Genomic DNA, 13,203 nt, shown 5'->3' on the forward strand with positions numbered 1-13,203 from the left:
TCCGGCTGGGCGGTTCCCCTGGGCCGGAGCCGGTCGCTCAGTCGTTCCCCGGGGACGGGATCGCGTCCGCCCGTACGGGCGCCCAGACACCGCCGATGGTGTCGTACACGGCCACCGGAACGGCGGACTCGGACTCCTGCCCTTCACCCGTCCACTGCCACAGCCGGGTGCCGTGCGGCGGCTCGACCTTGGACGCCGGTTCGGGAGCGGGCTCACCCGGGTGCGGGGCCGCGAGGGGCTCCGGGGCTCGCTGGGCCTCGTCCAGGCGAGCGACGGCGGCGGCGTCGAGGTGGACCTCGCTGGCGAGGCCCGGGTTGATGGCCAGTTGCCAGGACGGGTCGGCGTTGCCGGGGGTGAGCTGCCCGAAGCTGGTGTGGCGCAGGCCGCTGGGGGGACGTCCCGTCGCGCGCTCCATCGCCAGCGCCGAGGTGTAGACCGTCTGGTAGGTGATCGCCCCGATCGTGACCGTGGGCGGATCGTCCAGGCCGGGCAGGACCAGGTCGGCGGTCAGCAGGAGGTCGAAGTAGGCGTTGTGGTCGCCGCGCTGGCGGGCGGCGGCCAGCCGCGGCTCCAGCTCGTCCTGCGGACCCAGCGGCACGGGCGCGGCGGCGGGCATGAGCCCCTCCGGCGGCGCGGCACGGCGCACGCGCCCGGCCCCCTCGGACGCAGCTGAGGGCGACGCGTGGGCCTCGGGACGCGCCCCGCCGCTCTCAGTCGCCGGGCCGCCGTGCGCGGTCATCTGCGGGCCGCTCGCGGGCTCTGAGACGGCGGTGGGCTGGGTGTGGGGCAGTGGCCCGCTCTCACGCGTCCGGACGTCCGCGGGCAGCGGCCCGGTGGCCAACTCGGACCGCGCCTGACCGTCGCCCGAAAGGACAGGCTGCGGCGACCCACTGGGCGCCGTACCCGCCTGCGGCGCGCCACCGGGGGTCGCGTCTGGGGGCGGCCCAACGGACGGCGGGGCGGTCTTGGTCTGGCCGTCGGACAACGCGCCCGACTGCGGCCCGCTGACGGACGGCCGGACGTGCTGGGTCTGGCCGTCGGGCAAGGGACCGGCCTGCGGCGCGCCCTCGGTGGGCGGCGCGGGGTGGCGCTGGGCGTCCGGTGTGGGGCCTGGTTGCGGTGCGCTGACGGTCGGCGGGACGGGCTGCGGCTGGTTGTCGGGCGCCGGACCGGCCTGCGGCGTGCCGTCGAACGGCGGGACGGGGCGAACCTGGCCCTCGGGCAACGGGCCCGTCTGCGGCGGGCCGACGGTCGGCTGGACGGGTTGGGACTGGCCGTCGGGCAACGCAGCGGACTGCGGTGCGCTGACGGTCGGCGGGACGGGCTGGGTCTGGCCGTCGGGCAACGGGCCTGCCTGCGGTGCGCCGTCGGTGGGTGGCGCGGCGTGGCGCTGGGCGTCCGGTGTGGAGCCCGGTTGCGGCGGGCCGACGGACGGTGGAACGGGCTGGGGCTGGCCGTCTGGCGTTGGGCCCGAGTGGGGCGGGACGGGGTTCGGCTGGCCGTCCGGGCCGGGGGCGTGGCCCCCGGGTGGGGACGGCGGGCCGGGGACGGCGTTGGGCGGCGGGAGCTGGTCGTGCGAGGCGTGGTTGTCCCGGGTGGGCGTGGCGGTTCGGGGGAGGGGCTCGGTGGCCGGGGCGGAGCGGCGCTGCTTGGTGATGCGGGCCGGGTCGGCGGACTCGATGCCGAAGTCGAGCAGTTCGATCAATCCGGTGCCGTGCCGGTGGAAGGACTCGTAGACCAGGTCGGACGGGCGGCGCACGCCCTGGACGTCGCGCAGCGCGGTGATCATGACGTCGGCCAGGCGGCCGTGGTCGTCGACGGTGGCGTAGGAGGGCAGCTCGGTCCACCAGTTACGGGGGGCGGGGTCGGCGGGCGGACGCCAGCCCGCCTCGCTCATGACCTCCTCGTCGGCGAGGGTGAGCAGGAGCGGGCCGTCCAGGAAGTTGTTGCTGACGGCCTCGGCGTACAGCCGGTCCGGCTCGCGCATCGCCTGGACGTAGTGGCGGCTCTCCTCGCGCTCGCGCACGATGAGGATGGTGTCCCTCTCGAGACCCGCCAGTTCGCGTCCCAGACACCGGGCGAACTCGGACCACTCCAACAAGATCACTCCCTACCTGCGGGGCGGCCGTCCGTCCCCCGCGCGACCGATGCCCGAGATCCCCGATGATTGTCGCCCCGGACGCCTCTGGCAAACCGGGAGTTCATCCCGAACGTGTCAAGAGATTCCCTTCACACCGACCGGCGACGGACCCTACCGGCGTCTGTGACGGGAGCGCCGCACGTTACTCCGGAGGAAGTTCGTGACGTAGAACACTCAGCGCTTCGGGGAGCTCTCCCGGGGGGACGCGGTCGAGGAGTTCAACGAGTTTGTGGAGGATCTCGTGGCGCTCCAGCCCGAGGTCCAGGAGGGCCTGGGCGGTCTCCCAGAGTTCGGGCGGGTCCCCGTTCCAGAGGCGGACGGTGAGGCGCTCGTGGGCGTCCAGGTGCTCTGGGGTCGCTCCCGGGTGCTCGAACTCCAGCATGACGCGGCGGTCGTCCGGGTCGGACGGGTCGAGCGTGGCCAGGTCGATGGCGCCGTGGCGTCCCGACATCCGGTGCGTCCCGGACAGGAACGGCAGAGCGAAGGCGCGCCGGGGGAGCGCCTCCAGATCGCCGTCGGGGAGGAGGCGGTCGACCAGGTCGCGGTCGAGGCCGAAGGCGGAGGGGTCGCGGTAAGCCTCGGCGAACTTGGCGGTGGCGTCCCAGACGGCGTCCAGCGTCGCGCGGACGCCCTCTTCGGGGAGGCCGGTGCTCTTGCCCGCCCAGCGGACCCACGATGCCAGGACGTGCGGCACGGCCTCCTGCTCGGTCGGGGAGAGCAGCACCTTGCGCGGCAGCCAGTCGAGCAGGAACATCTCGCACTTGATCGGGCTGACCCGCAGCGGGCGGCCGAAGTCGTGGGTGCAGCCGTAGTCGATGATCCGGTCGACGCAGCGGCTGGCGGCGGAGCGGTCGGAGAGGTCCTCGGCCTCGTCGGAGGCCAGGAAGCGGGCGGCGATCGTGGCGCGCCGGTCGCGGCCGTAGAAGGCGGGCTGGGGCAGGCGCCCACCCGGGGGCAGCGCGGCTATACGGGCGCGGACGAACGCGTGGTAAGAGCCGAAGTTCTCGTTCACCGGAGGGTCGAGGGCTTCGCCGGTGTATTGCAGGGCGCGTCGCAGCAGCGCGCGCGTCTCCCGGGGGTCGAGGTCCTCGAAACGCATGAGCGGATTGAGCCGGCCTTCGCGGCGGCAGTGGTCGAGGAGCTTGTCCACTTGGGACGAGACCCAGGCGTCCCGCACCATGCCCGCGGCCGCCGGGTGCCGCGTGGGGACGGGCTCGGCCTTGGTGCGGTCGACCAGGACGACTAGCGCGTGCCGTTCCTCGCCCCCGTAGGTGTAAGTGCAGACGATCGAGTCCTGGTCGCCGTAGACGTCCCGGGAGACGTAGCACGCCTCGGAGACCACGGCCCCGACACGGTCGGCCCACCCGGGACGGGCCACGCCCGCGTCCATGAGCGTGAGCGCGGCGCGCTCGGCCTTGGCGGCCTGGCGCGCCGTGCCCAAGTAGGCCATTCCGGTCAGCAGCGCCAGCGCGGCCGGGGTGCCGGCGTCGGCGGCGTAGTCGACCAGCGCCTCGCCGATGACCTCCTCGACGTCGCCGCCGTCCACCCGGTGACCCCACCAGGAACCGAGGATCTCGCTGACGATCAGCTCGGCGTCCAGCGGGCTGCGCACGGCCAGCAGCTCGCGGGCGTGCTGGAGCATGCCGTCGAAGATCGCGGAGACCTCGTCGGACGGCGGGGGGCGATCCCGTGCCGGTTCCCCGGAAGGGCGTCTACGGCTGCGGGAGCTCACATGGTCCAGTTTCTCAGATCCGGCGGCGGACATCCGCCAGGACATGAAGCCCAGACCGAAATGGGCTCGTGCCTTACGCCTCCCGGGGACGGTCAGCCGTCGCAGTGGTGTGGCTCGGGGGCACGCCGTCTCGAGGGGGGCGCGCTCTTGACCATGCCGACCAGATGCTCCCTGGCCATGCGTTCGACGAGCGCCGGGGTCGCGTCCAGGCCCAGATGCGTCATGCAGGCCTGGACGTCGGCGACACAGCGCTCGACGGTGTCGGTGGTGAGGATCATGAATTCGGCCGAAAGCCTCCGCGCCAGCAGGTCACGGGTCTCGGTCCTGTGATCGGCGAGTGTGCGCATCCGCGTCATCCTTCGCCCGGACGGACGGGGAGGAAACGCCGGGCTCGATGCTCATTCCAGCGCTTTTGCCGCAGGTGTCAAGCCCTCTCGGAGCCAGGATCGACAGGTTCGTCCGGCCGTTCCAGGCCATCCAGCCACGCGGGGTGATGACGGGCCGCCCACCCGCGTTCGACCCTTCCCGTGACCAGCCCCCGCAGCGCGCCCCGATCCCGGAAGGCGTACCAGAGATGGCCTGCCGTAACGATTGCGACCGCCAGGAACAGCCAGTCGTGAACGAAAGTGGCACCCGTCCGCCAGCGGTCCGGCCAGGGGCCGGGGAACGTCAGAATCCACCCGGTACCGAGCATCACCAGGACGGAACCGGCGGTGAAAGCCGCATTGAGTTTTTGCCCGGCGTTGAACTTCCCGACAGGTATGACACCGCGCCCGTTGACCACCGCCCGGCGATCCCGCCGCCGCAGCCACTCCCAGTCGTGCCGCCCGAACCGGTCGAACACCCGGAGGTCGGAGCGGAACGCCCGCGAGGCCAGTCCCAGCAATACGGGGACGGGCAGCGCGAAACCGGCCCAGATGTGGATGGGCTTGAAGAGGTCCCGGCGTCCCACCGCCGTGGACAGCGCCGGGACGTACAGGAGCGCGGCCGTCACGAGGCACACCAGCATCAGCACGGCCGTCAGGTGATGGATCCACCGTTCGGCCTGGGTGAACCGCAGCACCAGCCGCCCCCGGGTGCCCGGACCGTCAGGTGGGCTCATCGTCGCGCCCGTTGGAGCGTCCGACCCAGGCGTCGACGTCGTAGCCGCGGCGTTCCCAGTATCCGGAGATGACACGGTCGGTTACCTCGATGCCTTCGAGCCACTTGAGGGACTTGTAGCCGTACATGGGTGCCACGTACAGCCTTACGGGGCCGCCATGGTCGTGCGTCACGGGCCCGCCGAGCATCTCGGTCGCGACCAGGACGTCGCGGCGCCGGGCCTGGTCGAGGGTGAGCGACTCGGTGTAGGCGCCGTCGAACGACCAGATCCGTACGGCGCGGGCCCCGGGGGAGACACCCACAGCGTCCAGAAGGTCGGGCAGAGCAACGCCTGCCCAGGCGACATCGGGGACGCGCCATCCCGTGACGCATTGGAAGTCCCGGGTGATCCGGGTCTGGGGGAGCGCGGCGAGGTCGCTCAGGGTGAAGTCGCGTGGCTTGTTCACCATGCCCTTCACGGTCACGCGGTGCTCGCGCGCGCTTCGCGACGTCACACTGTCGACGACCGAGTAATAGCGAAAGCCGCCACCGGCCCCCGGGAGGACGTTGCCTATCTGGTCGACGGGTGCCAGCGCCTTGTTCACCTGCTTCTGGAGCGAACCGCCGACGACCACCCCGGCGGCCCCCAGACCGAGCATGCCGAGCACGACCCGCCGCCCGACGGGCGTGCCCGGCGCCCCCGATTCCTCCTGTTTCACGCCCTCATTCGAACACCGGCCGACGTTTCCCGCCATGAAGAAGACCCGGACGTAAGACATCCGTCAGAACTCGCCGGTTCTATCCTTGGTCCATGGCGACCACGGTTCACCTCGCGCAGCGGCCGGAGGCCGACGAGCTCCTCGGGCGCAGCCCGCTCGCCGCCCTGACCGGAATGCTCCTCGACCAGCAGATCCCGATGGAGTGGGCCTTCTCGGGTCCCCACACCATCGCCCAGCGGCTGGGGGCGGACGATCTGGACGCGCACGAGATCGCGTCCTACGACCCGGAGCGGTTCGCGGCGGTCCTGTCGGAGAAGCCGGCCGTCCACCGCTACCCGGGGTCGATGGCCAAGCGCGTCCAGCAGCTGTGCCAGCACCTCGTCGAGCACTACGACGGGGACGCCGAGGCGATCTGGCGGGGCGTCGACAGCGGGCGCGAGGTCTTCAAGCGCCTCAACGACCTCCCCGGGTTCGGCAAGCAGAAGGCACAGATCTTCCTGGCGCTGCTCGGCAAGCAGTTCGGCGTCCGGCCCGAGGGATGGCGCGAGGCTGCCGGCGACTATGGCGAGGACGGCTCGCACCGCTCGGTCGCCGACGTCACGGGACCCGAGTCCCTGGGGAAGGTCCGCGAGTTCAAGCAGGAGATGAAGGCGGCGGCGAAGGCCGCAAAAGCCGCCAAGACGGCTAAATAGGTCCCACGCGCCACTCCCGCCGACCTGGCTTTACCGTGTTTTTGCGCGAGAATGCGGCGCGTGACGGGACGGTTTCGATGCGTCCGGAACTCGCCGAAGCCGCGCGGTTGGCCCCCGGGGATCGCCCGCTCGTCGTAGCATCGCCACTTCGCCGTTCGCACGGCCTGCCTGGGCGTTACCCGGTAGGTCCGGGCCTCGGCGTCCGAATCCGAGCGAGCCGCTGGGAGCCGTGTGACTCAGATGCCCAACAGGGCTTCCGTCCACGGCGGTCCATCGGGATGATGAGAACCTGACTCCGACCGGTGTTGTGATGGAGGCGGGAGCGCTAGCCTGCTCCCATTCACTCAAAGTGATGAAAACTTACCGCGCGGTACAGGACCCCCTGGGGCGGAGGTGTGGCCGATGAGCGCCGACACATCGGTGCCGCAGCCTCGGACCACCGGGGTGAAGGGCCGGCCTATGGACGCATCCGACTCCGCGCTGTACGGCACGCTGATGGAGCGAGCGCCCGCCGGTTTCGCCTTCTTCGACACCGACCTGCGCTGTCTCCGGGCCAACGACGCTCTGGCCGAGCTTCTCGGCGTCCCGCTCGACGATCTGCTCGGGCACAGCCCATCCGAGGCGCTCCCCGACGACGTCGCCGCGGCGTTCGAGGGCGCGCTGCGCGAGGTGCTGGCCGAAGACCGCACCCTCTCCGACAACGACGTGACCGTCCACGTCACCGTCGAGCCCCCGCCCGAACCCTCCGTCCCCCAGCAGGTCATGCACGACCCCGGCCCGGCCGTGCCGCCTCCCGCGGTGCCGACCACCCCGGGTCTGCGGGTCCTGATGTGCATGTGGCTGCCCGCGCACGGCCCTGAGGGCGAGTCCCTGGGGGCGGTTCTCACGGCCCTGGACGTCACCGACCGCCGCCGCGCCGAAGAGGTCGTGCGGCGCAAGGAGCAGCGCTACCGGTCACTGGTCGAGGCCAGCTCCCAGGTGGTGTGGGTCGCGTCCCCCGAAGGCGGCGCGATCGACGACGCCCCCGAATGGCGCTCCATCACCGGGCAGACCCCCGACGACTACGCCGTGGGCGGCTGGCTGTCGGTCGTCCACCCCGAAGACCGTCCCAAGATCGAGGCGACCTGGCGCGACTGCGTCGCCGACAACCGGATCTTCGAGACCGGCTACCGCATCCGCACCAAGAGCGGCACCTACCGCCACTTCGACGTGCGCGCCGTCCCGATCTGGCAGGGCGACACCGTCATCGAGTGGGTCGGCGCCAACACCGACGTCACCGGCCAGCGCGAGGCCGAGGAGATGCGCGGCCGCCTCACCGAGCAGCTCTCGGCCGCCGCGCTGCGCACCGCGCGCCTCCAGCAGGCCACCTCGATGCTCGCCGAGGCCCTCACCGTCGCGCAGGTCGTCCAGGTGATCACCGAGGTCGGACGGTCGGCGATCGGGGCCGACTACTCCGCCGTCGCGCTGCTCGACGACGACAAGCTGCGGCTGAGCATCGTCGCGCCCGCGCCTCCCGGGGGCGATCGCGACGGCGAGACCCGGCATCCGACGCGCGACGACGACATCAAGGTCAGCGACCAGACGGTCATGTCCGTGGCGGTCCGCGAGAGCCGACCCTTCCTGGCTGAGAACCCCGCCAGCCTGCGCCTCCAGCTCGGACGCGACGAGACCGAGCTGTTCAGGCAGCACACCGAGGAACGCGCCTGGGTCGGCCTGCCGCTGCTCGCGGCGGGCGCCGCGATCGGCGCGCTGCGGTTCTCCTTCACCCGGCCACGAGAGATCACCGAAGAGGAACGGGTCTTCCTGGAAGCCCTGGCGGGCCAGTGCGCACTGGCCGTCGAGCGCGCGCTTCTGTTCGAGCGCGAGCACAAGACCGCCGAGGAACTCCAGCGCAGCCTCCTGCCCAGCGACTTGCCGCAGCTGCCCGGCATGGTGCTGGCCGCCCGCTACAACCCCGCGACCCGGCACGTCCAGGTCGGAGGCGACTGGTACGACGTGTTCCGGCTGCCCGACGACCGGCTCGCCGTCGCCGTGGGCGACGTCATGGGCAAGGGCGTGCTCGCCGCGGCCGGAATGGGACGCGTCCGCAATGCCCTGCGAGCCCTGGCCCTGAACGATCCGCGTCCCGCCGCCGTCCTGTCCGGGCTCGACCGGCTTTTCAGCGCCACCGAGGACGAGGAGCAGTTCACCACGGTCGCCTACGCGGTGATCGACCCCGAGACCGGCCGCGGCGCCTTCTCCAACGCGGGACACCCGCCGCCCCTGCTGATCTCCTTCGACACGCCCGCGCGCCTGAGCGCCCTGGAGCCCGGCACCCCGCTCGGCTGGCCCTCGCAACGGCAGCAGACAAGTTTTTCCATCGAAACAGGCAACACTGTGGTCTTCTATTCCGATGGACTTGTGGAGAATCGTAGGCGTGGGGTGGACACCGGGCTCGACGAGCTCGTCAGCATCGCGGCGGACGCCCCACCTGAGGTGGTAGGAGATCCCGAGAGACTCGTCGACTTCCTGGTCGATCGGATGCTTGCCGGGTATGAGCAAGTGGACGATGTGACCGTACTCGCCCTGCACGTCCCGCCGAAGCCCGACTGAAACCCGGTCAAACAGGACGGGAGGACGGCGTAGCACGTACGAAGGACCGCTCGGCACGCCCTAAGGTGGTGTGTTAACCGGGCAGGACTCCGATGCGGAATGCGCAGCCGTGCCAGAATGCTTGACCCTAGTAAGAGCGGGTACGCTGCGGTCCCGCACCGGGACGTCCCGCCCAGTGTGTGGTCCCACCCCGTGTGAGGCCGGGCCCGTCAGGGCACTTGGGTCAACCAAGCCACACGTTCGTTCGAGAGGTATTTGTGTCGCCTGCTAGCTCGACCTCGAAAGCGTCGGATCTGCACGAGCACGTCATCGCGCAGCTGATCGAGCGTGGACGGTCCCAGGGTTACCTCGAAGCCGACGACGTACGCCGTACGTTCGAGGAGGCCGACATCCCCGTGTCGAAGGCCTCCAGCATTCTGCGGAGCCTCAGCAAGGAGGGTGTGACCGTCATGGTGAGCGCTGCCGACTCCGCGGCGCCGAAGCGTCCGCGCAAACGCGCGACCACGCCGCCGGCGCGCAGGCCCAAGACGGCCGCCGCGGCCAAGGAGCAGCCCGACACGGTGACCGCTGTGGTCGACGACGGCGCCGATGAGACCGCGGAGGCGCCCGTGCCCTCGGCCCCGAAGAAGCCCGTCGCCAAGAAGGGCGCCGCCAAGCCGAAGAAGGCGCCGGCCAAGAAGGCCGTCGCCGCCAAGGACGAGGTCAAGGTCGACGCCAAGGCCAAGGGCGCCGACGACCCCGAGCTCGAGGACGACGTCGTCGACATCGACGCCGACCTGACCGAGCTCGAGGCCGACCTCGTCGAGCCCGAGCCCGCCGCCCTGGTGGAGGAGCCCGAAGAGGAGGCCGCGCCCGCCCCGGCGGCGGCCCCCGCGGGCAAGGCCGCCCCCGCCAAGTCCGGCGACGCTCCGGCCAAGGAGGAAGAGGCGTTCGTCCTCGGCGACGACGACGAGGACGCCCCGGCCCAGCAGATCGCCGCGGCCGGCGCCACCGCCGACCCGGTCAAGGACTACCTCAAGCAGATCGGCAAGGTCCCCCTGCTCAACGCCGAGCAGGAGGTCGAGCTCGCCAAGCGCATCGAGGCGGGCCTGTTCGCCGAGGAGCGCCTGGCGGTCGACGGCCCCACGATGTCCGAGGAAGACCTCGAAGACTTCGAGTGGATCGCCGAGGACGGCCGCCGCGCCAAGAACCACCTGCTGGAGGCCAACCTCCGCCTGGTGGTCTCGCTGGCCAAGCGCTACACCGGACGCGGCATGCTCTTCCTGGACCTCATCCAGGAGGGCAACCTCGGCCTGATCCGCGCGGTCGAGAAGTTCGACTACACCAAGGGCTACAAGTTCTCCACGTACGCCACCTGGTGGATCCGTCAGGCGATCACCCGCGCCATGGCCGACCAGGCCCGCACCATCCGCATCCCGGTGCACATGGTCGAGGTCATCAACAAGCTGGCCCGCGTCCAGCGCCAGATGCTCCAGGACCTGGGCCGCGAGCCCACCCCCGAAGAGCTGGCCAAGGAACTCGACATGACCCCCGAAAAGGTCGTCGAGGTGCAGAAGTACGGCCGCGAGCCGATCTCCCTGCACACCCCGCTGGGCGAGGACGGCGACAGCGAGTTCGGCGACCTGATCGAAGACTCCGAGGCCATCGTCCCGGCCGACGCGGTCAGCTTCACGCTCCTCCAGGAGCAGCTGCACTCGGTCCTCGACACCCTCAGCGAGCGCGAGGCCGGCGTCGTCTCCATGCGCTTCGGCCTCACCGACGGCCAGCCCAAGACCCTCGACGAGATCGGCAAGGTCTACGGCGTGACCCGCGAGCGCATCCGCCAGATCGAGTCCAAGACCATGTCCAAACTCCGCCACCCCTCCAGGTCCCAAGTCCTCCGCGACTACCTGGACTAACCGGCAACCGCGCAAGGGCCCGAGACCCCGTCTCGGGCCCAACCGCCAACCCCACACCTAACCCGCAACACCCCCAAAACCCACCACCCCCTCCACCACGCCCGCGCCGCGCCTGCGCTCTGCCCGCTTCCGCGCTCTGATGCCCGGGCCACACACGTCCACCTCGCGCCGCCGACGCCCGCGCCACGCCGCTACATCCGTCCGCGCTGCGTCTGTGCCCGCGCCCCGCCCGCTACTCGCGCGCTGCGCACTCATGCCCAGCCCGCGCGCCGTCTCCGCGCGCCGTCTCCATGCGCCGCGCGCGGCCGACGCCCGCGCCCTGCCAGTACTCCCGCTCCCGCTACCCGCCCGCTGTACGCCGCTTGTGTACTGCTTGTCCGCGCTACGCGCCGGGTGGTGCGCGCCGTCCGCGTCCATGCCGGTGTCCTGTGGCGTGTTTGGGGTGTGTTGGGTGGGGCTCACAGGGGGGCTGGGTGGGGGTGGGGGGTTGGGTAACGCAGGATTTACGTGGGTGTAGTGGGTGTTGTGTTGCTTGCTCCTAGGGTTCGGCTTTATGGGACTCGTGGAGCTTGAGCGGTCGCCGGGTGGGGTGGTGGGGCGCTCGCGTGGGGTGCGGGTGGTGGGGGCGCGGCCTTGGAGCGATCCGGTTCTTGATCAGGCGGTCACGGCCATTGGGGATCGGTATTTGCGGTTCGGGGTCTATGCGCTGGGGGAGGCGCGGGGGGACGTTGAGTTGCGGTCGTTGCGGGTGGAGGCGCTGGCCAAGGCGGCGGTGGGGCTGAGCGGGCTGATCGAGGGGTTGATCGGGGAGGATCCCGGTAATCCCGATCTTTGGCTCTGGCTGGGGCGGACGCGGGTCGAGGAGGCGTGGCGGTGCCGGCCGGACGCGCGGGCGCGGGCGGTGCAGGCGGCGGCTTACACCAGTTACGCCAGGACAATGCGGTCGGCGCGGGAGCCGTTGATGCGGGCGGCGTCGATGCGGCCGGACGACGCGGTGCCGTGGGAGGCGATGCTCTGGCTGGCGTTGGGGCTCGATCTCGATCGGGAGGAGAAGGACGCGTTGTGGGACGAGGTGTGGCGGCGTTGTCCCACGCTCTACGCGGCTCATGTGGCGCGGGTCGTCCATCTGTCGCCTCAGTGGGGCGGGCTGCCCGAGGAGATGTTCGACTTCGCGCGGGTCTCGATGGCCACGGCGGCGAAGGAGGATCCGCGGGCCGCGCTGCTGCCGCTGGCGTACTTCGAGTTCTTCGTGCAGGAACGGTCGGGGATCATCAAGGGGACGTCGTCGTGGTTCACGGCCGAGGAGATCCGGGACGTCGAGGCCGCGGCGCGGCGGTGGTTCGAGGGTGACCGGCCGCATCCGCGCACGATCGAGGCGCACAACATCTTCGGTGCCGCGTTCCATCTGGCGGACGCCCGGCGCCCGGCGCGGCAGCATCTGTCGCGGACGTATGGGCGTTCGAGCAGCCTGCCCTGGACGTATCTGGGGACGGACGAGGTCGGCCAGTACGCCAAGGCGTGCCGGCACCTGAACCTCATCGCCTCCTAGGAGTTCAGGACGATGTCCAGGTTGGTGCCGTTGAGCTCGGCGGCGTAGCCGAGGCCCGCGACGGCCTTGAGGAGCTGCTCGGGCGTGCGGGGGTCGGCGCCCGACTTGATGAGCGCGTGGGCGACCTCGCCCCGGGTGGCCTTGGCCATGTGGCTGACGACGGTGCGCTTGGGGACGCCGCCGAGGATGTGCTCGCGGAACACCCGGACGGCCACCGCGGGTGCCGGGGCCTTCCAGGCGGCCGTGTAGGGGCCCGAGCGCATGTCGACGACCAGGCGTCCGGCGGGACGGAGGATCTCCTTGAGGGCCGGGCGCCACACGGCCGCCAGACGGCCCTCGGGGGGCAGGGAGACGCCCATGGCGAGTCGGTACGGCGGGATGCGGTCGGTGAGCCGCAGAACCCCCCACAGCCCCGAGAACACCAGGATCTGGTCGGTCGCCCGGGCCGGGTCGAGCTCGTGCAGCTTGAGGTTGTCGTACAGGACGCCGGTGTAGAGCCTCGACACCGGCAGCGTCGCCGCCTCGTAGAGCGCGCGGTTGCGGGCGAGGGCCTCGTCCACCTGGCCCGCTGGGAGGGCCAGCACTTCGGGGGCGTCGTCGCGGCAGCAGACCTCGCCGAGTGCCGCCAGGACGCGCTGCCGGATCGGACCCAGCTCGGGGAAGCTCAGCCGCGCGAGGTCGAGGGGCGGCCCGTCGCCGGGCCCGGCCTTCTTCTCCGACGGCGGCAGCAGGATGAGCACGTTCCCCCCGTTTCGCATTCGAATGATGATTACTAAGAGTAGCAAAAACGTCACTATATGC

The 13,203-nt window shown here is 71.2% G+C and carries 10 protein-coding genes; 4 read left to right on the forward strand and 6 right to left on the reverse strand.

The window, feature by feature from the left end:
- Nucleotides 1–37: 37 nt before the first annotated feature.
- The 5 genes from ACQPY4_RS12440 to ACQPY4_RS12460 form a co-directional block, all read right to left on the reverse strand.
- Nucleotides 38–2,101 carry a TY-Chap domain-containing protein gene (locus ACQPY4_RS12440; RefSeq protein ID WP_433335661.1) on the reverse strand — a complete coding sequence of 688 codons (2,064 nt, stop codon included), beginning with the start codon at nt 2,099–2,101 and terminating at the stop codon, nt 38–40.
- A 181-nt stretch (nt 2,102–2,282) separates the two neighbouring features.
- The gene (locus tag ACQPY4_RS12445; RefSeq protein ID WP_433335663.1) at nt 2,283–3,782 is read right to left on the reverse strand and encodes a hypothetical protein; all 1,500 of its coding nucleotides are present in this window, start codon (nt 3,780–3,782) and stop codon (nt 2,283–2,285) included.
- Nucleotides 3,783–3,964: 182 nt separating this feature from the next.
- Complete coding sequence (locus ACQPY4_RS12450) at nt 3,965–4,219, reverse strand: hypothetical protein (RefSeq protein ID WP_433335665.1); 255 nt, start codon at nt 4,217–4,219, stop codon at nt 3,965–3,967.
- 77 nt (nt 4,220–4,296) lie between these two features.
- Nucleotides 4,297–4,935 carry a cytochrome b/b6 domain-containing protein gene (locus ACQPY4_RS12455; protein ID WP_433335667.1) on the reverse strand — a complete coding sequence of 213 codons (639 nt, stop codon included), beginning with the start codon at nt 4,933–4,935 and terminating at the stop codon, nt 4,297–4,299.
- Nucleotides 4,936–4,960: 25 nt separating this feature from the next.
- Complete coding sequence (locus ACQPY4_RS12460; protein ID WP_433335669.1) at nt 4,961–5,671, reverse strand: molybdopterin-dependent oxidoreductase; 711 nt, start codon at nt 5,669–5,671, stop codon at nt 4,961–4,963.
- 92 nt (nt 5,672–5,763) lie between these two features.
- Here ACQPY4_RS12460 and ACQPY4_RS12465 point away from each other — a divergent pair, with 92 nt between their 5' ends.
- From ACQPY4_RS12465 to ACQPY4_RS12480, 4 genes are all read left to right on the forward strand, one after another.
- The gene (locus tag ACQPY4_RS12465) at nt 5,764–6,363 is read left to right on the forward strand and encodes an HhH-GPD-type base excision DNA repair protein (protein WP_433335671.1); all 600 of its coding nucleotides are present in this window, start codon (nt 5,764–5,766) and stop codon (nt 6,361–6,363) included.
- Between the two features lie 459 nt (nt 6,364–6,822).
- A complete protein-coding gene (locus tag ACQPY4_RS12470; protein ID WP_433335673.1) occupies nt 6,823–8,955 on the forward strand; it encodes a SpoIIE family protein phosphatase in 2,133 nt (710 codons plus the stop codon).
- 257 nt (nt 8,956–9,212) lie between these two features.
- On the forward strand, nt 9,213–10,853 hold the full coding sequence (locus ACQPY4_RS12475) for an RNA polymerase sigma factor (protein WP_433335675.1): 1,641 nt from the start codon (nt 9,213–9,215) through the stop codon (nt 10,851–10,853).
- A gap of 685 nt (nt 10,854–11,538) precedes the next feature.
- A complete protein-coding gene (locus ACQPY4_RS12480; RefSeq protein WP_433335677.1) occupies nt 11,539–12,402 on the forward strand; it encodes a hypothetical protein in 864 nt (287 codons plus the stop codon).
- Here ACQPY4_RS12480 and ACQPY4_RS12485 read toward each other — a convergent pair.
- The gene (locus ACQPY4_RS12485) at nt 12,399–13,142 is read right to left on the reverse strand and encodes a YaaA family protein (RefSeq protein WP_433338902.1); all 744 of its coding nucleotides are present in this window, start codon (nt 13,140–13,142) and stop codon (nt 12,399–12,401) included. The genes ACQPY4_RS12480 and ACQPY4_RS12485 overlap by 4 nt on opposite strands.
- Nucleotides 13,143–13,203: the final 61 nt, after the last annotated feature.

The sequence above is a fragment of the Spirillospora sp. CA-294931 genome, from assembly GCF_050946795.1.
In the GTDB taxonomy this organism is placed as follows: Bacteria; Actinomycetota; Actinomycetes; order Streptosporangiales; family Streptosporangiaceae; genus Spirillospora.

Bases quoted from the DNA above. Each gene is read 5' to 3' on its own strand.
- ACQPY4_RS12445 (WP_433335663.1), bottom strand. From the start codon at position 3,782: ATGCTCCAGCACGCCCGCGAGCTGCTGGCCGTGCGCAGCCCGCTGGAC.
- ACQPY4_RS12465 (WP_433335671.1), top strand. From the start codon at position 5,764: ATGGCGACCACGGTTCACCTCGCGCAGCGGCCGGAGGCCGACGAGCTC.
- ACQPY4_RS12450 (WP_433335665.1), bottom strand. From the start codon at position 4,219: ATGCGCACACTCGCCGATCACAGGACCGAGACCCGTGACCTGCTGGCG.
- ACQPY4_RS12470 (WP_433335673.1), top strand. From the start codon at position 6,823: ATGGACGCATCCGACTCCGCGCTGTACGGCACGCTGATGGAGCGAGCG.